This is a genomic window from Mesorhizobium sp. P2_C5_2, from assembly GCF_056404535.1.
In genome coordinates, this window is record NZ_JBFUDV010000009.1 from 73,198 (window position 1) to 95,353 (window position 22,156).

18 protein-coding genes are annotated in these 22,156 nt (G+C 63.6%); 8 read left to right on the plus strand and 10 right to left on the minus strand.

All coding sequences use genetic code 11. From position 1 onward, the window contains the following. Positions 1 to 79 precede the first annotated feature (79 nt). Positions 80 to 529, plus strand: coding sequence for a baeRF12 domain-containing protein (locus AC1D1B_RS27915; protein WP_477336279.1), 450 nt, complete (start codon positions 80 to 82; stop codon positions 527 to 529). A gap of 204 nt (positions 530 to 733) precedes the next feature. Further along, on the plus strand, positions 734 to 2,524 hold the full coding sequence (locus AC1D1B_RS27920; protein WP_477336281.1) for a cation:proton antiporter domain-containing protein: 1,791 nt from the start codon (positions 734 to 736) through the stop codon (positions 2,522 to 2,524). Between the two features lie 21 nt (positions 2,525 to 2,545). Here AC1D1B_RS27920 and AC1D1B_RS27925 read toward each other — a convergent pair whose 3' ends face one another. After that, positions 2,546 to 3,355: an AraC family transcriptional regulator gene (locus AC1D1B_RS27925; protein ID WP_477336283.1), complete on the minus strand. Its 810-nt coding sequence runs from the start codon at positions 3,353 to 3,355 to the stop codon at positions 2,546 to 2,548. Between the two features lie 103 nt (positions 3,356 to 3,458). Here AC1D1B_RS27925 and AC1D1B_RS27930 point away from each other — a divergent pair, with 103 nt between their 5' ends. Next, a complete protein-coding gene (locus AC1D1B_RS27930; RefSeq protein WP_477336285.1) occupies positions 3,459 to 4,379 on the plus strand; it encodes a zinc-binding dehydrogenase in 921 nt (306 codons plus the stop codon). A gap of 29 nt (positions 4,380 to 4,408) precedes the next feature. Here the strand turns inward: AC1D1B_RS27930 and AC1D1B_RS27935 are convergent, their stop codons facing one another. The 8 genes from AC1D1B_RS27935 to AC1D1B_RS27970 all read right to left on the minus strand — a co-directional run bounded on the left by AC1D1B_RS27935 (position 4,409) and on the right by AC1D1B_RS27970 (position 11,330). Then, positions 4,409 to 5,161: an SDR family NAD(P)-dependent oxidoreductase gene (locus tag AC1D1B_RS27935; protein WP_023733595.1), complete on the minus strand. Its 753-nt coding sequence runs from the start codon at positions 5,159 to 5,161 to the stop codon at positions 4,409 to 4,411. Between the two features lie 63 nt (positions 5,162 to 5,224). Then, positions 5,225 to 7,501, minus strand: a complete 2,277-nt coding sequence (locus tag AC1D1B_RS27940) for a transglycosylase domain-containing protein (protein ID WP_477336287.1) — start codon at positions 7,499 to 7,501, stop codon at positions 5,225 to 5,227. Between the two features lie 356 nt (positions 7,502 to 7,857). Then, positions 7,858 to 8,238, minus strand: coding sequence for a hypothetical protein (locus AC1D1B_RS27945; RefSeq protein WP_112562746.1), 381 nt, complete (start codon positions 8,236 to 8,238; stop codon positions 7,858 to 7,860). 168 nt (positions 8,239 to 8,406) lie between these two features. Continuing rightward, on the minus strand, positions 8,407 to 8,553 hold the full coding sequence (locus AC1D1B_RS27950) for a hypothetical protein (protein WP_019861232.1): 147 nt from the start codon (positions 8,551 to 8,553) through the stop codon (positions 8,407 to 8,409). A gap of 25 nt (positions 8,554 to 8,578) precedes the next feature. After that, the gene (locus AC1D1B_RS27955) at positions 8,579 to 8,833 is read right to left on the minus strand and encodes a GlsB/YeaQ/YmgE family stress response membrane protein (RefSeq protein WP_181059576.1); all 255 of its coding nucleotides are present in this window, start codon (positions 8,831 to 8,833) and stop codon (positions 8,579 to 8,581) included. Positions 8,834 to 8,941: 108 nt separating this feature from the next. Then, complete coding sequence (locus AC1D1B_RS27960; protein ID WP_477336290.1) at positions 8,942 to 9,148, minus strand: hypothetical protein; 207 nt, start codon at positions 9,146 to 9,148, stop codon at positions 8,942 to 8,944. 81 nt (positions 9,149 to 9,229) lie between these two features. Continuing rightward, positions 9,230 to 9,850, minus strand: a complete 621-nt coding sequence (locus tag AC1D1B_RS27965) for a ribonuclease D (RefSeq protein WP_477336292.1) — start codon at positions 9,848 to 9,850, stop codon at positions 9,230 to 9,232. Between the two features lie 94 nt (positions 9,851 to 9,944). Beyond that, positions 9,945 to 11,330, minus strand: a complete 1,386-nt coding sequence (locus AC1D1B_RS27970; protein WP_477336294.1) for a dipeptidase — start codon at positions 11,328 to 11,330, stop codon at positions 9,945 to 9,947. A 420-nt stretch (positions 11,331 to 11,750) separates the two neighbouring features. On the opposite strand from AC1D1B_RS27970, the gene polA reads away from it, so the two are divergent. Beyond that, a complete protein-coding gene (gene polA / locus AC1D1B_RS27975; RefSeq protein WP_477336470.1) occupies positions 11,751 to 14,690 on the plus strand; it encodes a DNA polymerase I in 2,940 nt (979 codons plus the stop codon). Between the two features lie 200 nt (positions 14,691 to 14,890). Here polA and AC1D1B_RS27980 read toward each other — a convergent pair whose 3' ends face one another. Continuing rightward, positions 14,891 to 15,295, minus strand: coding sequence for a Fur family transcriptional regulator (locus AC1D1B_RS27980; RefSeq protein WP_112562754.1), 405 nt, complete (start codon positions 15,293 to 15,295; stop codon positions 14,891 to 14,893). A gap of 257 nt (positions 15,296 to 15,552) precedes the next feature. Between AC1D1B_RS27980 and AC1D1B_RS27985 the strand changes: the two genes are divergently transcribed. The 4 genes from AC1D1B_RS27985 to AC1D1B_RS28000 all read left to right on the plus strand — a co-directional run bounded on the left by AC1D1B_RS27985 (position 15,553) and on the right by AC1D1B_RS28000 (position 22,021). After that, on the plus strand, positions 15,553 to 17,772 hold the full coding sequence (locus tag AC1D1B_RS27985; protein ID WP_477336296.1) for a caspase family protein: 2,220 nt from the start codon (positions 15,553 to 15,555) through the stop codon (positions 17,770 to 17,772). Positions 17,773 to 17,894: 122 nt separating this feature from the next. Further along, entirely contained in the window at positions 17,895 to 18,275 is a 381-nt protein-coding gene (locus AC1D1B_RS27990; RefSeq protein WP_477336298.1) for a hypothetical protein, read from the plus strand. Beyond that, positions 18,272 to 18,985 carry a DUF4760 domain-containing protein gene (locus AC1D1B_RS27995; protein WP_477336300.1) on the plus strand — a complete coding sequence of 238 codons (714 nt, stop codon included), beginning with the start codon at positions 18,272 to 18,274 and terminating at the stop codon, positions 18,983 to 18,985. Before AC1D1B_RS27990 ends, AC1D1B_RS27995 begins: the two co-directional genes overlap by 4 nt. Before the next feature lie 57 nt (positions 18,986 to 19,042). Further along, entirely contained in the window at positions 19,043 to 22,021 is a 2,979-nt protein-coding gene (locus tag AC1D1B_RS28000; protein ID WP_477336302.1) for a caspase family protein, read from the plus strand. The last annotated feature ends 135 nt before the right edge of the window (positions 22,022 to 22,156 follow it).

The window sequence follows — 22,156 nt, forward strand, 5'->3', positions numbered from 1 at the left end:
TCCCGCTCCGCCACGCGTTCTGACCCTGCCGATGCTGACAATCGTCGGCTGGATCTGAACCTTAAAACAGGAGCGCGCGATGAGCAAAATCAACCTGAGACATGGCCTGTTGGTCATGGTGGCCGATGGCGAAAAGGCGCTGTTCCTGAAGAACGAGGGCGACAACCTCTATCCGAACCTGCGGCTCTTCCAGGAGATGAAACAGGACAATCCGGCAACGCGCGAACAAGGCAGCGACAGCCCTGGCCGCTACAATGACGGCGCATCTGGCAACCGCAGCACTGGCGAGGATACAGACTGGCACCGGCAGGGCAAGGAACGCTTCGCCGAGGAGATCGCCGACCGGCTCTACAAGTTCGCCCACAACGGCATCTTCGACGACATCGTGCTGATCGCGCCACCGCTGGTGCTCGGCACGATGCGCAAGAAGCTGCACAAGGAAGTCACCGACAAGGTGCAGGCCGAGATCCCAAAGACATTGACCAATCGCACAGTGACCGACATCGAAGCCATGCTGCAGGCGGCCTGACATCCAACCGGATTGACCATGCGGTATCAGCTATGGGCGCGCGCGGCGGTTGGCTGCGCGCGCCTCTGTTTTTTGGCACCTCTCGCCACCAATTTCCGCCTTGCGGGTTGCATCGCCGACACCCCATCCACCATATTGCAAAGGCGGCGGCTTCGGGCGGCGCACACCCGACATCACGATTTCCGGAAAGGCGCTCCATAGACAATGCCGCATGACACGCCCCTTATCGCAACCATCGTCGCCGGTCTGGGGCTGGCATTCATCTTCGGGGCGCTCGCCAACCGTTTTCGCATCCCACCGCTGGTCGGCTATCTCGTCGCCGGCGTGCTGGTCGGGCCGAACACGCCTGGTTTTGTCGCCGATGCCGGCCTTGCCAATGAGCTCGCCGAAATCGGCGTCATCCTGCTCATGTTCGGCGTCGGCCTGCATTTCTCGCTGAAGGACCTGCTGTCGGTCCGCGCCATTGCCGTACCAGGCGCCATCGTCCAGATCGGCTTTGCCACCGCGCTCGGCGCCGGCCTTGCCTGGATGCTCGGCTGGTCGATGGGCGCCGGCCTTGTCTTCGGCCTGGCGCTTTCGGTGGCGTCGACCGTGGTGCTGCTGCGCGCCCTGCAGGAGCGGCGGCTGATCGAGACCGAGCGCGGCTGCATCGCCGTCGGCTGGCTGATCGTCGAGGACCTGGCCATGGTGCTGGCGCTGGTGCTGTTGCCGGCCCTTGCCGGCGTGCTCGGCGGCCAGCCGCAGGTCGATGACCATGCCAGCCTTTTGTCACTGCCGGCCAGTTACGGCATCTGGGGCGTCGTCGGGCTCACGCTGGCCAAGGTCGTCGCCTTCGTCGTCGTCATGCTGGTTGTCGGCCGCCGGGTGATCCCGTGGATCCTGCACTATGTCGCCCATACCGGCTCGCGTGAGCTGTTCCGGCTGGCGGTGCTGGCGATCGCGCTCGGCGTCGCCTTCGGGGCCGCCAAACTGTTCGGCGTCTCGCTGGCGCTGGGCGCCTTCTTTGCCGGCATGATCATGAGCGAATCCGAACTCAGCCACCGCGCGGCGGAAGAATCGCTACCGTTGCGCGACGCCTTCTCGGTGCTGTTTTTCGTCTCGGTCGGCATGCTGTTCGACCCGTTCAGCCTGATGAGCAACGGCTGGCCGATCCTGGCGACGCTGGCGATCATCGTCATCGGCAAATCTCTGGCCGCCTTCGTCATCGTCATCGCCTTCCGCTATCCGCTGGCGACCGCCTTGATGATCTCGGCCAGCCTTGCCCAGATCGGTGAATTCTCCTTCATCCTGGCCGAGCTCGGCGTCGGGCTGAAACTGTTGCCCGAACAGGGACGCGACCTGATCCTGGCCGGCGCCATCCTGTCGATCCTCATCAATCCGCTGATGTTCCTCGCGCTTGACTGGATGAAGCCATGGCTGGACGCGCGCGCCGCCAAGGCAGCGCCACCGGAAGAGGCCAGGCCGGTCGGCCCGGCGACGCAACCCGGACAGGTGGCCTCGGTGGCCGCCACAGCAAAAGAGGATGGTCCGCCGCCGCGCACGACGCTTTCCGGTCACACCATCCTGATCGGCTATGGCCGCGTCGGCAGCCTAGTGGGTGCGGCGCTGAGAGAGGCGTCGCTGCCCTTCCTGGTCATCGAGGACGCCGACAAGACGCTGGCCAGGCTGAGAGACGACGGCGTCGAGACCGTGTCCGGCAATGCGGCCAATGCGGGCGTGTTCGCCGCCGCCAATCCCCAAGGCGCCAAACGCCTGATCCTTGCCATCCCCAACGCCTTCGAGGCCGGGCAGGTCGTGATCAGGGCACGCGCCGCCAACCCCGGCATCAACGTCATCGCACGCGCCCATTCCGACGCCGAGGTCGAGCATCTCAAGGGGCTCGGCGCCGACACCGTCATCATGGGCGAGCGCGAAATCGCCCGCGGCATCGTGGAAGAGGTGATGGGGCCAAAGCCAACGCCGCGACCCGAGGCCATCGAACCCTCCCCGGCTTGAGGCTTGTCGGTAGAGCGTTGACTACGCCACGAAGCCAGAGCCGCCATTGTGCGCGACGCTCGCGAGATATTTTGCCGGCGGCTTGCCAAGCGCCTTCTTGAACATGGTGATGAAGGCGGTGACGGAGCCATAGCCGAGATCGCCCGAAACCTGCTGCACGCTGGCGCCGGAGGCCAGCTCGCGTATGGCGACGATCAAGTGCAATTGCTGGCGCCAGCGGCCGAAGCTCAGGCCGGTCTCCTTCACCACCAGACGGCCGAGACTGCTCTCTGAGAGCGCGACGCGACTGGCCCATTCCGCCAGCGTGCTGCGGTCGGCAGGGTCTTGCGCCAGCGCCTCGGCGATCCGCCGCAAGCGCGGCTCTGAGGAAATCGGCAGATGCAGCTGCTGGACCGGCATGCATGGCAGTTCGGAGAGCAGTATTCGGGCCAGGAGTTCGTCCCTCGCCTCATCCTCCTCAACGCGATCCGCCAGCTCGATGATCAGCTCGCGCAGCAGCGGCGAGATCGACAGCGTGCAGCACCGGTCCGGCAGATCGGTAGCTCCCGGCTCGATGTAGACGAAGAAAATCCGCGCATTGGCGGTCGCGATGTTGCTGTGTTCCATACCGCCGGGAATCCACACACCGCAGTGCGGCGGCACCATCCACAAGCCACTTGGGACGCGGCATGTAACGCCACCGCCGAGCGCGAAGACGAGTTGGCACTTGCGGTGCCAATGGGTAGCCACTTCCGCCCTGGTTTCGGTGACGTCGACGCGCACGGCAATTGCAGGCGCGGCCATTTCATCGACGTCGAAATTGACCCAGGGGTAGCGGAGCGGCTGTCTCATCATTGACCAATTTTAGCGATTACTCGCCATGATAGCTAAATTCTTTGAACGGGGAAGTCGATAGAGTCCGGGGCATCCACAAGCCACCGGGAAGGTTCGACCCATGCGCGCCCTCGTCATCTCTCCCGCCAGCGCCACCCGGCTCAGGCTCGCCGAAATCGAAGAACCCCGGCCACTTGCCAACGAAGCGCTGGTGTCGGTCCGCGCAACCTCGTTGAACCGCGGCGAACTGCGCCTGCTCACCATACGCCCGGAAGGCTGGATACCTGGCCAGGATGTGGTTGGCGTTGTCGAGCGGGCAGCGGCCGATGGTTCCGGACCAGCTGTGGGCGCCCGGGTTGTGGCTTTGGTCGACGAGGCCGGCTGGGCCGAACGCGTCGCCGTTCCGACCGACCGTCTCGCCGTCATCCCGGACGAGGTCAGCTTCGTTTCCACCGCTACGCTTCCGGTCGCGGGCACGACGGCGCTGAGGGTCTTGCGCCATGGCGGCGACCTTGCCGGCCAGCAGGTCCTGATCACCGGCGCAAGCGGCGCGGTCGGCCGTTTCCAGATCCAGGTCGCTCGCGAGCAAGGCGCCTGCGTAACCGCGATCGCCGCCGCCCGGCACACCGAGGATCTGCGCAGCCTTGGAGCCAAACAGGTTGTCGAGTCGATCGAGCTGGCCAAAGGGCTGTTCTCGCTGATCACCGAGTCGGTCGGCGGCGAAAGCCTCGCCCAGGCCATCGAACGCGTCGCACCGGGCGGCACCATCGTCATGTTCGGCTCAAGCAGTGGCGAGCTGACGCCGATTGGCTTCAGACAGTTCGTTCCCGGCCACGAGGGGGCGAGGCTTCAAACCTTCGCGTACTATACGTCCGGTCCGGCCATCGGCGCCGATATAGCCTCGCTGCTCGCTCTGGTCGCAGCTAGCCGGCTGGAAACCCGCGTGTCGCTGACCCTGCCGTGGACGGACATCGCCCAGGCCCTGGACGCCCTGCGGCAGCGCAGCTTCAGCGGCAAGGCTGTCCTCACAATCGCCGACTAGGAACGGCCCCTAGCCTGAAATCGGCCGGCTCAAACGTGCTGGCCGCCATTGATGTGGATTTCCGAGCCCGTCACATAGGACGCCTGCTGTGAGCACAGGAAGAAGATGATGTCGGCGACCTCAGCCGTGGCGCCGAGCCTTCTGAGCGGGATCGTCTCGACGATCTTGTCGGTGCCCGGCGACAGGATCGCGGTGTCGATCTCGCCCGGCGCAATCGCATTGACGCGGATGCCGTGCGGGCCGAAATCATGCGCCATCTCGCGCGTCAGCGAGCCAAGTGCTGCCTTCGAGGTCGCATAGGCGGTGCCGGCGAAAGGATGCACGCGGGTGCCGGCGATCGAGGTGACGTTGACGATCGAGCCCTTGGCCGCAGCAAGCTCCTTGAAAAGGCCACGCGCGAGCATAATCGGCGCGAAGAAATTGACCTGGAAAACGTCGCGCCAGACATGCATCGGCGTGTCGATCGAATCCATCCGGCTGTTGCCGTCCTTGAGCTTCGGCGAAATGCCGGCATTGTTGACCAGCGCGTGCAACTGGCCGCCATGCGCTTCCAGCCGATGGCGTATTTCCGAGACGGCGATGCCGACATCCTCCTGGTCGGCGAGGTCGACCTTTATGTGATCCTCCGGGCCGGCCGGCCACGGGCAGTCCTCAGCAAAGGCCTGGCGCGAACAGGTGATGACCCGCCAGCCCTCGCGCGAAAAGCGCTTGACCGTGGCATGGCCGATGCCGCGACTGGCGCCGGTCAGCACGATGGTTTTTCTGGTGTCGGTTTCGGCCATAGCGAAGTCTCCGGCCGGAGATGTAGCCGAAGGTAACCTTGCTGGCGAGAGGCGACTTGTCGCTCAGCCGCCGCCGAGAATATCGAGGATCGAGGTCTTGCGCTTCTTGGTCGGGCCGCCGACGCTGCCGGGCGGCACCGGATGCTTGATCGAGGCGGTGGTGCCGCCGTCGCCAGGCATGTCGAAACCGTCGGCATCGACGGTTTCGGACGGACGGCGGACCGGCGCTTGTGCTGGGGCAGCAGAAGGCGCCGGAGCAGCAGCGGGCGCCGACTGGCCAACGGATACGGCAGGCAACGGCGCCGGCTGGTTGTTGTCGGCGGACGGTATATCGTCGGGGACAATGGTGTCGGGCGGCGTCGACTTCCAGGTGCCGGGCAGCGGCCTGACCGGCACGCCTTCATGCGCGGCGACCATGAACTCGTGCCAGGCCTGTGCCGGCAGCGCGCCGCCGGTGACCTTCTTCATCGGCGTGCCGTCATCATTGCCGAACCACACGCCGGTGGTGAGGTTTGCGGTGTAGCCGACGAACCAGGCGTCGCGTGAATTCTGGCTGGTGCCGGTCTTGCCGGCCGACGGCCAGGCGAAAGCCGCTTTCTTTGCCGTACCGATCTCAACCGTCCCGGTCATCATCGAGTTCATCATGCCGACAATGTCCTGTTTGACGACGCGCGGCGCGCTGCCACCATTGTCGTCAAAAAGCACCTTGCCTTCGGTGGTGGTGATGCGGCGGATGAAATGGATGTCAGGCTTGTAGCCGCCATTGGCGAAGGGCACATAGGCCGATGTCAGCTCCAGCGGCGTCACTTCCGAAGTGCCGAGCGCGATCGAGGTGTTGGCGATCAGATCGGACTGGATGCCCATGCGGTGCGCCGCTTCGACCACCGCGTCAGGCCCGACCTCCATGGTCAGCTGCGCGGCGACCGAATTGAGCGATTTCGCCAGCGCGGTCGCCAGCGTCACCTTGCCGAAATATTTGCCGCCGTAGTTGTCCGGCGTCCATTTGCCGATCTTGATCGGCGCGTCGTTGCGCACGCTGTCGGGTGTGCGACCGGCTTCGAGCGCGGCCATATAAACGAACGGCTTGAACGCCGAGCCGGGCTGGCGGCGCGCTTCCGAGGCGCGGTCGAACTGGCTGGTCGAATAGTCGTAACCGCCGACCATGGCGCGCACGGCGCCGGAATTGTCGATCGACACCAGGGCGCCCTGGCTGACATTGAGCTTCTTGCCGCTGTCGTCGATCAGCCGGCGGATCGACTGTTCGGCAAGCTTCTGCAGGTTCAGATCGACAGTGGTGTCGACGACGATATCGCTGCGCACGTCTCCGATCAGGTCGGGCAGTTCTTCCATGATCGTGTCGGCGACATAGTTTTCCGAACCGGTCCAGTAGGACGGCGCGCGCGTTGCCGGCGCGCTCATCGCCGAGGCCAGTTCCTTGGCGCTGATCTTGCCTTCGTCGCGCATGGCGGCGAGCACCAGCTGCGAACGCTGTTCCGCCGCCTTCGGGTCGCGCGCCGGCGACAGCCGCGACGGCGCTTTGAGCAGACCAGCGAGAAGGGCTGCCTCCGACAGAGTGACATCGCGCGCGCTCTTGCCGAAATAGCGCCGCGAAGCCGCCTCGACGCCATAGGCGCCGGAGCCGAAATAGACCCGGTTGAGGTACATTTCGAGGATCTGGTCCTTGGTGTGCTTGTGCTCCAGCCAGAGCGACAGCAGCACCTCCTGCACTTTGCGCTCCAGCGTGCGGTCGGGCTTCAGGAACAGGTTCTTGGCCAGCTGCTGGGTCAGCGTCGAGCCGCCTTGCGAGAAATGGCCGCCCAGAATGTTGGTCACCATGGCGCGCGACAGGCCGATCGGGTCGATGCCGAAATGCGAATAGAAGCGGCGGTCCTCGATGGCGATGACGGCTTCGGGAATGTAGGGCGACATTTCGTGCAGGCCGACGGCCTCGCCGCCGCTCATGCCTCGGTTGGCGAGCAACTGCCCGTCGACCGAAACGATCTTGATGTTTGGCGCGCGGTCGGGGATCGACCAGGTGGTGGCCGCCGGCATCTTGGCGCCGTAATAGACGACAATGCCGGCCACCGCGATGCCGCCCCAGATGCAGAGCACGAAGCACCAGTAGAACATTCGCGCCAGCACACCGAACAGGCCGCGCCGGCCTTTGCCGCGCCTACCGCGCGACGATGATTTTGCCTTGGAGGTTTTGCGCGCCGTGGAGGTTTTGCGATTGCCCGGCACGACGCGATCCTCCTCGTTCACCGAAAAACCGGCCGGAGTTTTCGCCTTTGGCGATCCCTCGAAGCTGGGTTCGATGCGACTGTCTCTGCGGTTCGCCATGCGTTGCGCTGTCTTCCCGGTGCCAATGGCGCTCGGGTTGGAGGGTAGATGCGGCGGTTTAAGGGCGCGTTAAGTCGGAAAAATTCAAGGCGATTGATAATCAAATGCCTGGGGTCCGGCAGTGATCGCGCTGTTCGAGCCCCTGATTTTGGCGCTGGCAAGCAGTCGCGCCCGCCGCGAAGGAACAATCCTCGCGTGGCATTTTGTCCGGGCGCCAAGGCCCGAGCCATTCTCAGCCGCGACCAGGCAGTCGCGGACATGTTCCGCGTTGGGGCGCGATCGCAAATGGTCGCAGCTTCGCGTTCGACCGCGCCCCAAAATCACCCGTCACCAGGTAATCACCTGGTGGACATGCGTCAGCCGATCGCCGCACGAACCGAGAGCGCTGCCCTGGACGATTGCATAACCTCGCCGACATGGCAGTAGCAGACGATCTCGTGCAGTTGGTGGTCGGTCAGCTCGAAGAAGCGCTTGGCTTCGCCATAGCTGTCGTCTTTCAGACCTTCGTCGTGCAATATGGGGTCCGTGAAGGCAACCGCTATCGGCGAGCCATCGCCTCGCATGACATCGCGCTCCGGCGGGGCACGGTATTCAGTCCCGGCGAGCGCGGTCAGGAGCCGGCTGGGCTCACGTTCAAGAAGTTCGGCCCAACGTACGAGACGTTGGGTTCGGCTCATTACCGGCTGTGTGTTGACCTCGGCCACTGCATGCAGTTGGTCCAGTGTTTGGTGTTTCATGGCAACCTCCTAGTAGTAGGTTGGTTGACCCCAAACGTCCTATGTCGACATCATAGCGCCGAAGCGTCGATCCGTCATTCGAATTCCATGTCGGGGCAATCGCGGGAGACCTCGCCAATGCCTTTTTACATGCAGCTAGCCGGCGCCCCGCCGCCGTCGACGGCAGGCTCAGTTCTGCTGGATCGAAATGCCCTTGTCGTCGATCTTGAGCTCGACGCCTTTCGGCTTGGTCTGCTCGCGGTAGACATAGACGCCGAGCGCGATGACCACGACGACGAGCGCGCCAATGATGAGATAGAGCGTGTTCTGCTTCATGGCGCGCCCTTTGTCGTCTTGAGCTTCAGGCTCGTTTCAGGACCTTGACCAGCACCAGCAGGATGACGGCGCCGATCGTGGCGTTGATGATGGCAGCGAGAATGCCGCCACCAATGGCAAAGCCGAGTCGTGGGAACAGCCAGCCGGCGATGAAGGCGCCGATGATGCCGACGACGATGTTGCCAATCAGGCCGAAGCCGAAGCCCGAGACGATGAGTCCGGCGAGCCAGCCGGCAATGGCGCCGATAATCAGGAAGATGAGAAGGCTTTCGATGCCCATGGCGAGTCCCTCCAGGAAGAGAGGCGGCGACGGAGCGGAAGGCCCCGAATCAGCCTCGTTTTCAACGACTTCAGGCTATGCGAAAGCAGGCTACCTCGCCAGCGGCGCTCATTGGTCGTCGTCAGCGTCGCTGGAGGCCGGCCGCCAACTGGTAGGATCGACCTTTTTCTGGGTATCGCTGTCGGTGTAGACCCACCAGGCGCCGTCACGATATTGCCCGACGGATTCGCTGACGACACCGGCGCCGTCCTTCCACAGGACAGTGACCTTGGACCCGTCGGTCGGAGCGGTTGCTATCGGCTTTCGGTCTGTCATGTCATCCCCTCATTGAGCCGACAGAACGCCGCGGCGTTCATCTGGTTCCAAGGCCACCGGAAGCAGATCATCCGAAGGCCATTAGCTGTGGGCAAAGATATCCTCTTCGTTCCAGCCCATCAGATCGAGCTTGGCGCGGGTCGGCAGGAAGCGGAAGCAGGCGTCGGCCTCTTTGGTGCGCCCGTCCCGCGCCAGGCGTCCGGCCAGCACATCGCGCAGGCGGTGCAGATAGAGCACGTCGGAAGCGGCATATTCGAGCTGTTCGGGCGACAAGGTCTCGGCCGCCCAGTCCGACGATTGCTGCGCCTTCGACAGGCCGACGCCGAGCAGTTCGAAGCAGATGTCCTTCAGCCCGTGCCGGTCGGTATAGGTACGGGTCAGCCGCGAGGCGATCTTGGTGCAGAACACCGGCTCGGGCATGACGCCGAAGGCGTTGTAGAGCACGGCAAGGTCGAAACGGCCGTAATGGAACAGCTTTGTGATGCCGCGGTTGCGGAGCAGGCTCACCAGGTTCGGCGCCTTTTTCTGCCCGGGCGCGATCTGGATCACGTCGGCGGAGCCATCGCCCGGCGAGATCTGCACCACGCACAGCCGGTCGCGGTGCGGGTTCAGCCCCAGCGTCTCGGTGTCGATGGCCACGGCGTCGACATTGTAGTGCGAAAGGTCGGGAAGATCATTTTTGTGGAAGCGGATGTCGGCCATTGTTTTCTCCGGATCGCGGCGTGCCCCCTCGTCGCCGCGATCCGGAGAAAAATCAACAGAAAGTTGATTCTCACGCTATTCGTGATTTCACGTTTCAGCGCGTCAGCGCATCAAGAATGCGCGCCCAGGAGCGCTGGCCTTTGTGGAAGGAGGTCAGCTCGTATTTCTCGTTGGGCGAGTGGATGCGGTCGTCGTCGAGGCCGAATCCGACCAGCAGCGATTCCATGCCGAGATAGGTCTGGAAGTCGCCAACCACCGGAATCGAACCGCCGCTGCCCGTCGTCACGGCGGGCTTCGGCCATTCATCTGACAGCGCATTCTTGGCCTTGGCCAGGAACGGCGAGTCGTAGGAAAGCTGAATTGCCGGCCCGCCGCCATGCGGGTGGAATTCGACCGAACAGTCCGCGGGAATGCGTTCCCTGACGAATTTCTGGAACGCGGCGCGGATCTTTTCGGGATTCTGCTTGTGGACGAGGCGGAAGGAGATTTTTGCCGAGGCTTCCGCCGCGATCACCGTCTTGAACCCCTTGCCGGTATAGCCGCCGATGATGCCGTTGAATTCGGCCGTCGGCCGCGCCCAGGTGAGTTCCAGCACCGAACGGCCTTTTTCGCCGGACGGGATCGACAGGCCGATCGGCCCGAGGAAGGTCTCGGCGGTCTCGCCCAGCGTCTCCCAGGATTTCAGGATCTGCGACGGCGTCTCCTCGACCCCGTCATAGAAGCCTGGAATGGTGATGTGGCCGTTCTCGTCATGGATGTCGGCCAGGATTTTCGCCAGGATGCGGATCGGATTGGCGGCGGCACCACCATAAAGGCCCGAATGCAGGTCGCGATCCGCGGCCTTGACGGTTATTTCCTCGCCGACCAGTCCGCGTAAGCCAACGCAGATCGACGGCGTTTCGCGGTCCCACATGCCGGTGTCGCAGACCAGAGCGAAGTCGGCCTTCAGCTCTTCGGCATTGGCCTCGAGGAACGGCTTCAGCGACGGCGAGCCGGACTCCTCCTCGCCCTCGAACAGGATGGTGATGCGGCAGGGCAGATTGCCATGCACCTGCTTCCAGGCGCGGCAGGCCTCGACGAAGGTCATCAGCTGCCCCTTGTCGTCGGCCGAGCCGCGGCCGGTGATCACCTTGTGGCCGGGTTCGATCTCCTTCACCGCCGGCGCGAACGGGTCGGTTTCCCACAGCTCGATCGGGTCGACCGGCTGCACGTCGTAATGGCCGTAAAACAGCACATGCGGCGAACCGGCGGGGCCGTCATGATGCGCAACCACCATAGGGTGTCCCGGCGTGTCGCGCACGGACGCATCGAAGCCGATCAGCTTGAGCTCCGCCACCAGCCATTCGGCGGCTTTGCGGCAGTCGGCGGCATAGTCGGAATCGGTGGAGATCGACTTGATGCGGAGCAGGCCGAACAGGCGCTCCAGGCTCTGGTCGAGATTTTTGTCGAGACGGTCGAGGACGGGGGAAATGGTGGACATGTCTGGCGAGCCTTTCGATTGGGTGCCGGGACCGTAAAGGCAGCGCATCAAAACGAAAAGCCCGCGATCGTTGGACCACGGGCTGCAATTGCTTGATCAAAGATCAGAAGGCAAAAAAAGAGCCGCCGTGGTGGAGGGGGAACCACGGCGGCCTTTACTCGAAACGTTGCGGCAGCCCGGAGAGGGGGGATAGGCTGCCGCAGTTGTCCGGGATAGGCGGGGGACGGGCCTTGCTCCGGACTCGGCGAAAACTGCCGATAACCTGTATTTGTGTCTTCGAACGTGGCGTTTCAAGGGCACGAAAATTACACTTTTGTAACATCAGTGTGAGCACAGGCTCTGTCAGGATGTCGTCGCAACCTCTGTGGAAGCCCGCCTTTGCCATGGACCGCGCCGCTTGGCCGCGCTATCCCTGCCGGCATGAAAAAAGGCGATCATCTCTTCCTTATCGACGGCTCCGGCTACATTTTTCGTGCCTACCATGCGCTGCCGCCGCTGACCCGCAAATCCGATGGGCTGCCGGTCGGCGCCGTGTCCGGCTTCTGCAACATGCTGTGGAAGCTGATGCAGGACGCCCGCAACACCGATGTAGGCACTGTGCCGACGCATTTCGCGGTCATTTTCGACTATTCGTCGAAAACCTTCCGCAACGAGCTCTACCCGGAATACAAGGCCAACCGCAACGCGCCGCCCGAAGACCTGATCCCGCAATTCGGCCTGATCCGCCAGGCGACCATCGCCTTCAACCTGCCCTGCATCGAGATGGAAGGGTTCGAGGCCGACGATCTTATCGCCACCTATTGCAAGCTTGCCTGCGAGGCCGGCGCCGACACCACCATCATCTCCTCCGACAAGGATCTGATGCAGCTGGTCGGCCCCACGGTCGGCATGTACGACCCGATGAAGGACCGCCAGATCGGCATCCCCGAGGTGATCGAGAAATGGGGCGTACCGCCGGAAAAGATGATCGACCTGCAGGCGCTGACCGGCGACTCCGTCGACAACGTCCCTGGCGTGCCCGGCATCGGGCCGAAGACGGCAGCGCAATTGCTGGAACAGTTCGGCGACCTTGACGGGCTGCTCGCCCGTGCCGGCGAGATCAAGCAGGACAAAAGACGCGAATCCATCATCGCCAATGCAGACAAGGCGCGGATATCGCGCCAACTGGTAACGCTGAAGAACGACGTGCCGGTCACCGACGGTCTCGACGATTTCGTGCTGCACGCGCCGGACGGGCCGAAGCTGATCGGCTTCCTCAAGACCATGGAATTCACCTCGCTGACCCGCCGCGTGGCCGAAGCGACCAGCACCGAGGCCGGCGACGTCCAGGCCGTCGCTGTAACCGTCGAGCGCGCCGACACCGCGCATGGTCCCGATGTCGGGTCCGGCACACCGGTGAGCGCCGGAACGAACGAAGCAGCACAAGCTGCAGCCAAGGCTGACGGCGCCAAGGCCGGTGATACGCCTTCTTTGCTTTCGGCACTTCGCCTCGAGGCGGCGTCCGCCGCCAAAATCGAGCCCGGCGCCTATGTCGCGATCCGCGACACGGCAACCCTCAAGACCTGGCTGGCCCAGGCGAAGGAGACCGGCATCGTCGCTTTCGACACTGAGAGCACCTCGTCGGACCCGATGCTGGCCGACCTCATCGGTTTCTCCCTGGCGATCGGCCCCGGCCGCGCCGCCTATGTGCCGCTCGCCCACAAGAGCGGCGCCGGCGACCTGCTTGGCGGCGGCACGCTGGAGAACCAGATTCCGGTCCGCGAGGCGCTGGCGCTGCTGAAGCCGCTGCTGGAAGACAAATCGGTCCTCAAGATCGCCCAGGACGCGAAATACGACATCGTCGTCATGAGCCGCCACGGCATCGATATCGCGCCATTCGACGACACGATGCTGATCTCCTACGTGCTCGACGCCGGCACCGGTCACCACACTCTGTCCTCGCTTGCCGACAAATGGCTTGGCCATGCCACGACCCCGCTCAAGGACCTCGCCGGCTCGGGAAGAAGCTCGGTCGGTTTCGAGCAGGTCGACATCGACAGGGCAACCGCCTACGCCGCAGGCCATGCCGACGTGGCGCTGCGGCTGTGGCAGGTGCTGAAGCCGCGGCTGGCGGCCAAGGGGCTGGTCTCTGTCTATGAGCGGCTGGAGCGGCCGCTGGTGCCGGTGCTGGCCCGGATGGAGCAGCGCGGCATCTCGGTCGACCGCCAGATCCTGTCGCGGCTCTCCGGCGAGCTGGCGCAAGGCGCGGCGCGACTGGAAGAGGAAATCTACGGCCTCATCGGCGAGCGCATCAACATCGGTTCGCCAAAGCAGCTCGGCGATATATTGTTCGGCCGCATGGGCTTCCCCGGCGGCTCCAAGACCAAGACCGGGCAATGGTCGACCTCGGCGCAGCTTCTGGAAGATCTCGCCGCTGAAGGCCACGAACTGCCGCGCAAGATCGTCGACTGGCGCCAGTTGACCAAGCTGAAATCGACCTACACCGACGCCCTGCCCGGCTTCATCCATCCCGACACCAAGCGCGTGCACACCTCCTATGCGCTGGCCGCGACGACCACGGGCCGGCTGTCCTCCTCCGATCCCAATCTGCAGAATATCCCGGTGCGCACCGCCGAGGGACGCAAGATCCGGACCGCCTTCATCGCCGACAAGGGCCAGAAACTGGTCTCGGCCGACTACAGCCAGATTGAACTGCGCGTGCTGGCCCATGTCGCCGAAATTCCGCAGCTGACGCAGGCTTTTGCCGACGGCGCCGACATCCACGCCATCACCGCCTCGGAGATGTTCTCCGTGCCGGTCGAAGGTATGCCTTCGGAAGTGCGTCGCCGCGCCAAGGCGATCAATTTCGGCATCATCTACGGCATTTCGGCCTTTGGCCTCGCCAACCAGCTGTCGATCCCGCGCGAGGAAGCCGGCGCCTACATCAAGAAGTATTTCGAGCGTTTCCCCGGCATCCGCGACTATATCGAGGCGACCAAGGCCTATGCCCGCGAACATGGCTTCGTCGAAACCATCTTCGGCCGCCGCATCCACTATCCGGAGATCCGGTCGTCAAACCCGTCGATCCGTGCCTTCAACGAGCGCGCCTCGATCAACGCCAGGCTGCAAGGCACCGCCGCCGACATCATCCGCCGCGCCATGGTGCATATGGACGAGGCGCTGGAGAAGGCCGGCCTGTCGGCCCGCATGCTGTTGCAGGTGCATGACGAATTGATTTTCGAGACGGTGGAAGCGGAGGTCGAAGCGACAATCCCGGTGGTGCGACGTGTCATGGAGAACGCGCCGATGCCGGCAATCTCGATGTCGGTGCCGCTGCATGTCGACGCGCGGGCGGCGAACAATTGGGACGAGGCGCACTAGCGCCGCTTCGTCATCCTAGGGCGAAGCAAGGAGCGTAGCGACGCGGCGCAGACCCTAGGATCCATGCCGTGACGCTTGAGCGTCGAGGCTGTGGAGATTTATTCTGCACCGCTGCAATCGTCCGAAATGTCACGGAATGGATCCTAGGGTCGCCGTTCCGCTTCGCGTTCACTTCGCCCTAGGATGACGAAGCGAAGGCTCTAAGCAGCCTCAGCTCTACACTTCGCACACGTCCCGCGAAACTCGATCACCGCCTTCTTGGCGGCGAACCCGGTAGAGCGCACCCATTCGTCGAGCCGATGGTCGACATCGTGATCCGACATTTCCGTCACCTGCCCGCAGGTGTCGCAAATGGCGAAGGCGGTCATCGAATGGCTGTGGTCGTGCGGCTCGGCGCAGGCGACGAAGGAATTGAGGCTTTCGAGCCGGTGCACAAAACCTGACTTCACCAGGCTGTCGAGCGCCCGATAGACCTGCAGCGGCGCGCGGAAACCGCGCTCGCGCAGCTGGTCGAGCAGCGTATAGGCGCTGAGCGGTCCGCTGGCGGCCTCGAGTTTTTCGAGCACGCTCAGCTGATTCTTCGTCAGCACATCCCTTGCCGCCATGATCCTGTTTTCCGATCGTTTAGAGCATGATGCCGAAAAGTGTGAAGCGGTTTTCGGACGACGTCATGCTCCATCTCTTTGACTCTCAGTTCCTTGAGATAGCGATGAAACGGGCTTTTTGCCACTGTTTCCGTTATCGCCATCGACACCATGACCGCTACCGTCGGTTGACGGCACCGACCACATTCAAAATACTGACAAAATCCTCGGCAAAAGGTGCCGCACTTGCAAATTCGATCGGGCTTGGGGAAGCAATCATGATCAAACTGACTCGGCGGACGCTGCTCGTCGGCACGTCGGCGCTTGTGGCCGCCGGTACGGTCTCGTTCCGCACCCTCGCCGCTTCGCGCACCTATCATGCGCTGCTGGTCGCCTGCACCGACTATCCCAACCTGCCGCAGAAGAACTGGCTGATCGGGCCGAAGAACGATGCCGGCCTGGTCCGCGACTACCTGCTGAAGAACACGCCCGATCCGGTGAAATTCGCCACCGAAAACGTGACCTTGCTCGCCAAGGATGTCGAAGGCGCCAACGGCCCGCCGACGCATGCGGCGATCAAGGCCGCGCTTGCTGATCTCGCCGGCAAGGTGCAACGCGACGATTTCGTCTATCTGCATCTGTCTGGCCACGGCGCGCAACAGCCGCAGGCCAAGGCCGGCGACGAGACTGATGGCCTCGACGAAATCTTCCTGCCCTCCGATATCGACAAATGGATCAACCGCGAAGAGGGCGTGCCGAACGCGCTGGTCGACAACGAGGTCGGCGCCGCACTCGACGCCATCCGAGACAAGGGCGCCTTTGTCTGGGTCGTGTTCGATTGCTGCCATTCCGGCACGGCAACGCGTGCCGCCGAGGTCGATGACGAACTGGAGCGCAAGGTGGAATTCGCCGACCTCGTCGGTGGCGATGATGCGGCGAGAGCGGCGGCCGTGAAGGCCTATGACGACATCTCGGCAAGCGCATCGCGCGGTTTCGACGAGAACGGCGCCCGCAAGCCCGCCTTCAACCTGACGCCGACCGGCGCCGAGCCGATCGCCCGGGGCAAGCTGGTTGCCTTCTATGCTGCACAGACGGTCGAGACGACGCCGGAAATGCCGCTGCCCAAGGGCACGCCCGACGCGCCGCGCTTCGGCCTGTTCACCTTCACCATCCTGTCGAAACTGGCCGAGAACCCCAACGTCACTTATCGCCAGCTCGGCCAGGCCGTGCTGCAGCAATATTCGGCCGACGGCCGCACAAGGCCGACACCTTTGTTCGAGGGCGAGCTCGACGCCCGCGTCTTCGGCACCGACAAGACCGACGCCGTCATGCAATGGCCAATTGCCGTCAAGGACGGCGACGTCGCGATCGGCGCCGGGCTGCTGCAAGGCCTCACCCCCGGCAGCAAGCTCGCCATCCTGCCTTCGGCGCTGTCGAAACTGTCCGATGCGGTCGGCTATCTCGAAGTGCAATCGGCCAGGAACCTCGAGAGCAATCTCAAGCCGGTCGAATTCGACGGCAAGCCGGCGCTTGCGCCGACAGCCGTGCCTGCCGGCGCCTATGCCCGCGTTGCCGAGTTGGCGGTCGACTACAAGCTGCTGGTGGCAAGGCCGGCGCCGACAGCAGGGCTCGAAAAGGAAACCGAGCTCGTCAATTCGGTTCTCGACGAACTGGCGGCGAAGCCGAATTCCGGCTTCCACATCGCGCTGGTCGAGCCCGGCAAGAGCGCCGATCTGCGGCTGGCGGTGCTACGCGAAAAATCCATCGCTGGCGCCGCGGCAGATGCAACCGACGAGCCGGCGCTATGGTTCCTGCCGGCATCCGGCGATATCAGCTTGAAGGACGGTAGCAAGCCGCCGCGCATCGTCATCCACCAAGATGGCCGCAACAAGCTCGCCGAAAACACCGCCAAGAACCTGACCACCGTCTTCCGCGCCACCGGCCTGTCGCGGCTCGCCGCCGCTTCCGACTACCGGCCGGACGAGGTCAGCGTCCAGTTCCTGATCAAGCGGCGGGACAGCGGCGCGATGGAGCCGATCGAATCCTCGACCGTGCCGCGCGTTTCGCCGGGCGACCAGGTGCATATCTCAGCCAAGAACGAATCCGACGAATTCGTCGACATCAACGTGCTCTATATCGGCAGCGACTATTCCATCACCCACATCGTCGCCGAGCGGCTGGCGCCCATCAACCAGCAGGCCGATCAGGGTCTGAAGGAAGGCCTGCTCGCCTTCACCGACACCAGCTTCGGCATGGAGCGCATGATCGCCGTGCTGACCGAGGCGCCGCCGCAGAGCGAAAAAGAAGATCTGAGCTTCCTCGCCCAGGAGGGCGTCCGCGCCGTGACGCGAGCTGCATCGGGAACACCGGGTTTCTCCGACATGCTCGCCGATATCGGCATGGCGCCGGCGACGCGCTCGGTGATGCGGCTCGCCGACAAGAGCGGTCCGAAGGGCGCGGTGATGATCTTCCCGATGGAGACGGTGCCGCGCGCCTGAGCATTGCCCCGACCTTCACATTGCTTTGTCGGCTCTTGCGCTACTGGCATGATAGAGTGAAACATTTCCCGGTTCGCGGCGCCTCAATGTGCTGCGGCGGGATGCAACAGATGAGGACATCAGTGCCTATCCCCATGCTCTCCTGGCGTGCAGCGACCGTCGGCCTTGCAGTTGGCTTGTTGCTGGTTGGCAGCGCCTCGGCGGACGAAAACTGCGGCCTGTGCGCCAAGCAGATCGTCACCAATTCCGAGCTCGCCACCTGTTTTCTCGACCAGTACGACCAGATCGCCAAGACCGGCAGCACCGCCGTCGTCGTCGATCTCTCCAGTTGCGCCTCGCGTGGCGTGGTCGAGCCCTTGCCGTCACCGAACAAGGCAGCCGCCGAGCCGGATGTGCAGTTCATGATTTCGCGAACGCAGCTCGATTGCCTGAAAAAGAAGCTGGAGGCGCCTGGTATCGTGCTCGACCCCTCCGCCACCATCCAACTGGACAGCTGCGGATGAAAAAGCCGGGGGGCACTGCAACACAAAAATCGCCAACCACATCGGCGCCGGCACCGGCCAAGAAGCCGGAGAGCTTGCCGGAAACCACCGAAGGTTTTCCGTGGCCGAGCAGCCACGAAATCAAGAAGGAATCAAACCCCTTCACCGATCGCGACTGGCGCATGCTGGCCTATGCCTGGTCGGGCCTCGCCGTGCGCCTGGCGATCATCTTCACCCTCGGCTTCTCGGTCTTCCAGTTTCTGGCAAGCCAGGAACAGAAGCGCGTCGAGCAGACGATGTCGCTGGTCGAGCTTTGGGAAAGCAAGGATTTCCAGCAGGCACAACGCGCGCTCAAGGAACGGCTGGCCGCACTCAACGCCAAATACGACAATCTGCTCAGCGCCACGCCGTCGCCGACCGAGGAACAGGTGTTTCGGCAACGCATCGGCATCGAGGCGATGACCGCCAGCGGCGGCACCATGCCGATCGCCGATTTCAACGACAATTTCGACCGCATCGTCTATTTCCTCAACCGTCTGTCCATCTGCGTCGAAGGCAAGCTCTGCTCGCGCGATGTCGCCGACGCCTATTTTCGCGACTATGCCGTGTCGTTCTGGAGCTACTTTGCCGGCTACATAGAAAAGGAACGCAAGACCGGCTCGGCGAATTATGCCCAGGCGATTGAAAATTACGTGCGCCACGGGTCGCCGCCGCCCGCTGACTCCAAATAGCGGCGCGACAAGGTGCCGGGCAGCTCTCACCCCTTGCGTGCTTTCCGGTGGCTGATCATGGTCGGTCTTCTGGCGCTGGCGTCCGTCGCCCGTGCCGAAGAGCTCGATTTCCATCTCGATCTCAACACCGGCGGTCATAGCGCCAGGATCAGCGACCTTGCCTTCACGCCGGATGGCCAGGAACTGGTCTCGGCGTCTGACGACAAGACCATCCGCATCTGGGACTGGCAGAGTGGGGTGACGCTGCGCACCATCCGCGGCTATCTCGGCAACGGCAATGACGGCAAGATCTTTGCGATCGCCGTGTCGCCGGATGGCAAGACGATCGCCGCCGGCGGTTATTTCGGCGCGGGCATCGGCGACAAGCCGCCCTATGGCGATGTCAGGCTGTTCGATTTCGCCACCGGCAAGATCAAGGCCGTGCTCAAGGTCGCCGACTATGCGATCTATGATGTCGCCTTCGCGCCCGACGGAAACATGCTCGCCGCCGGCGGTGGCGACGGCTTCGTCTATCTCTGGCGAGCGGACGACAACTCCGCTTCGGGCTGGACGCTGGCCGCAAAACTCGATGCCGATTCCTGGCGTGTCGAAAAGCTCGCCTTCGCCGCCGCCGGAACCCGGCTGGCAGCGACGACCACCGACAATGGCATCAGGCTCTGGGATGTCGCCAAGGGCGAGGAAATCGCCTTGCCCGACGAGGCCGAACCGCTGCGCGACGTCAGCGTCGCCGCCCTCGCTGTCTCGCTGGATGGCAACCTCTTCGCCTCCGGCAGCAAGGACGGCGATGTCCAGCTCTGGCAGGCCAGCGACGGCAAGCTCGTCCGCGCCATGCCCAAGCAGGATTTCCAGATCGGCGCGCTGAGCTTCGCTACCGGTTCGCGGCTTGTCGCGTCCTGCAGCTATCGCTGCGCCGACAAGTATCGCACGGTGGTCTGGAATACGGACAGCGGCGAGCAGGTACTCGACTATGCCGGCCATGACGGCACAGTGTTTGCCAGCGCCAGCAATACCGACGGTTCGCTGATGGCGACCGCCGGCGGCACCCGCAACGCCATCCAGCTCTGGGACCCCGCGACCGGCGAACGCAAGGCGCTGCTGCAAGGGGTTGGCGAACCGGTAACGGCCGTCGGCTTCGATGGGGTAAGCAACTCCATCGCCTGGGGCAATGCCAACCCCTGCCCCGAACGCGTGTCCTGTCCTGAACTCCAGGGCACGTTGGACAAGACGCTGGCACTGCCGACGGCCGAGCGGTTCTTCGAAGATCCGGAAGCGTTGGCTGAACAGGGCGCCTATGCCCGCGCCGCATTGGCCGACGGTGAGCGGTCGCTTCATGCCGTCCCCGGCGGCAAGGACGGCCTGGAGAACGCCGTGCTGGAAATCGCCAGCGGCGGCAAGGTGGTGCACAGCATCGAGAACGCCGCCACCAATGGCTTCGTCCATTCGGCCTATACGCTGATCGACAAAGGGCTTGGCCTGATCACCGGCGGCAGCGATGGGACGCTGCTGGAATACAAGACCGCCACCGCCGAGGTGTCAGGCGAATTCACCGGTCACACCGGCGAGATCAACGCTATTGCCGCCTCCGGGAAGGAAGGACTTCTGGTCACCGGCAGTGCCGACCAGACCGTGCGGCTGTGGAATTTGAAGACCCACAAGCTGATCGTCTCGATGTTTTTTGCCGGCTCCGAATGGATCGTCTGGATGCCGCAGGGTTACTACTATTCCTCCGCCGACGGCGACAAGTTGATCGGCTGGCAGGTCAATCAGGGCCGCGATCATGAGGGCCGTTTCATCAGCGCCGGCCAGTTGAAAAAGTATCTCTGGAGCCCGGAAATGGTGCGCCGGGCCATCGTCCTGCGCAGCGCCGAACAAGCCGTCCAGGAAATGCGGCCCGGCGTCGACCGCGAACTGGAAAAGCTGCTTGAGCGCAAGCCGCCGGAATTCGGTATCAAGCTTGCCACCGACCAGAGCAATGTGCGCGACGGCTATGTCGCCGTCGAGATCACGGGCGCACAGGAAGCCGGCGCCGATGTCGCCGGTTTCTCGATCCTGTCGAACAGCCGCAATGTCGGCGATGTCACGGCACGCTCGGCCGATGGCGGCAAAAGCACCATCGTCGAAGTGCCGGTCGAGAATGGCGAAAACACCATCCGCATCACCGGCACCAATGAATTCGGCTATTTGACCGAGCGCAGCGTCACAGCCCTTGGCCGGAAAACCGAAAAGCCCGCCAACAAGGGCAAGCTCTACGTCGCCGTGATCGGCGTCGACAAGTATCCTTTCCTGACCGATGCCTGCGCCGGCCGCGCCTGCGATCTGCGCTATCCCGTCGACGACGCGACGGAATTCCTCAGGGTGATTGCGCAGAAATCCGCACCTCTGTTCTCGTCGATGGAGACGCTGGTGCTGGTCAACCGCGAAGCGCTGGACGAGGCGCCCGACGCCGGCAAAGACGTGTTCAAGGTCGCCAGCGCCGACAGCATCCTGGAACCGGATTCCGACACCATCGATGACCAGCTTGCCGATTTCCTCGACAAGCCCGGCGAGAACGACACCACCATCATCTTCGTCGCCGGCCACGGCATCAACATCGACGAAGACTATTATTTCATCCCTACCGACGGCCGCAAACAAGACGCCGACCGCTGGAAACGCTCGTCGCTGGTCGACTGGGGCGACATCCAGAAATCGGTCGAGCGGGCCAAGGGCATGCGCTTCATGCTGCTCGACACCTGCCATGCCGCCAACGCCTTCAATCCGCGCCTGGAAAAGGACGCGCAGGACGCACGCATCGTCGTGTTCTCAGCCACCGCCGCCAACAACACCGCCGCCGAACTGCCCGAGCTCGGCCATGGCGTCTTCACCTATTCGATCCTCGAAGGCCTGCGCGGCCGGGCCAAGACCTCCGATGGCGGCGTGACGCTGTTCGGCCTCGCCGACTATATCTCGCGCGAAGTGGTGCGGCTGACCGCTTCCAAGCAGAAGCCGTTCTATTATGTCGGCGGCGTCGAAAACATCGTGCTCGCCGAGCCGTGAGAGTGAAACGCCAGCGCCAAGACACCCCCCTCTGCCCTGCCGGGCATCTCCCCCTCAAGGGGGGAGATTGGCTGCTTCTTTGGCGGCGCTTTTTTCTTCAACGTTGGAGATTCGCGAAAGCCGCAAAACAGCCGA

Bases quoted from the DNA above. Each gene is read 5' to 3' on its own strand.
- AC1D1B_RS27960 (WP_477336290.1), bottom strand. From the start codon at position 9,148: ATGACAGACCGAAAGCCGATAGCAACCGCTCCGACCGACGGGTCCAAG.
- polA (WP_477336470.1), top strand. From the start codon at position 11,751: ATGAAAAAAGGCGATCATCTCTTCCTTATCGACGGCTCCGGCTACATT.
- AC1D1B_RS27935 (WP_023733595.1), bottom strand. From the start codon at position 5,161: ATGGCCGAAACCGACACCAGAAAAACCATCGTGCTGACCGGCGCCAGT.
- AC1D1B_RS27950 (WP_019861232.1), bottom strand. From the start codon at position 8,553: ATGAAGCAGAACACGCTCTATCTCATCATTGGCGCGCTCGTCGTCGTG.
- AC1D1B_RS27930 (WP_477336285.1), top strand. From the start codon at position 3,459: ATGCGCGCCCTCGTCATCTCTCCCGCCAGCGCCACCCGGCTCAGGCTC.
- AC1D1B_RS27955 (WP_181059576.1), bottom strand. From the start codon at position 8,833: ATGGGCATCGAAAGCCTTCTCATCTTCCTGATTATCGGCGCCATTGCC.
- AC1D1B_RS27940 (WP_477336287.1), bottom strand. From the start codon at position 7,501: ATGGCGAACCGCAGAGACAGTCGCATCGAACCCAGCTTCGAGGGATCG.
- AC1D1B_RS27980 (WP_112562754.1), bottom strand. From the start codon at position 15,295: ATGGCGGCAAGGGATGTGCTGACGAAGAATCAGCTGAGCGTGCTCGAA.
- AC1D1B_RS27970 (WP_477336294.1), bottom strand. From the start codon at position 11,330: ATGTCCACCATTTCCCCCGTCCTCGACCGTCTCGACAAAAATCTCGAC.
- AC1D1B_RS27945 (WP_112562746.1), bottom strand. From the start codon at position 8,238: ATGAAACACCAAACACTGGACCAACTGCATGCAGTGGCCGAGGTCAAC.
- AC1D1B_RS28000 (WP_477336302.1), top strand. From the start codon at position 19,043: ATGGTCGGTCTTCTGGCGCTGGCGTCCGTCGCCCGTGCCGAAGAGCTC.
- AC1D1B_RS27985 (WP_477336296.1), top strand. From the start codon at position 15,553: ATGATCAAACTGACTCGGCGGACGCTGCTCGTCGGCACGTCGGCGCTT.
- AC1D1B_RS27915 (WP_477336279.1), top strand. From the start codon at position 80: ATGAGCAAAATCAACCTGAGACATGGCCTGTTGGTCATGGTGGCCGAT.
- AC1D1B_RS27925 (WP_477336283.1), bottom strand. From the start codon at position 3,355: ATGAGACAGCCGCTCCGCTACCCCTGGGTCAATTTCGACGTCGATGAA.
- AC1D1B_RS27965 (WP_477336292.1), bottom strand. From the start codon at position 9,850: ATGGCCGACATCCGCTTCCACAAAAATGATCTTCCCGACCTTTCGCAC.
- AC1D1B_RS27995 (WP_477336300.1), top strand. From the start codon at position 18,272: ATGAAAAAGCCGGGGGGCACTGCAACACAAAAATCGCCAACCACATCG.
- AC1D1B_RS27920 (WP_477336281.1), top strand. From the start codon at position 734: ATGCCGCATGACACGCCCCTTATCGCAACCATCGTCGCCGGTCTGGGG.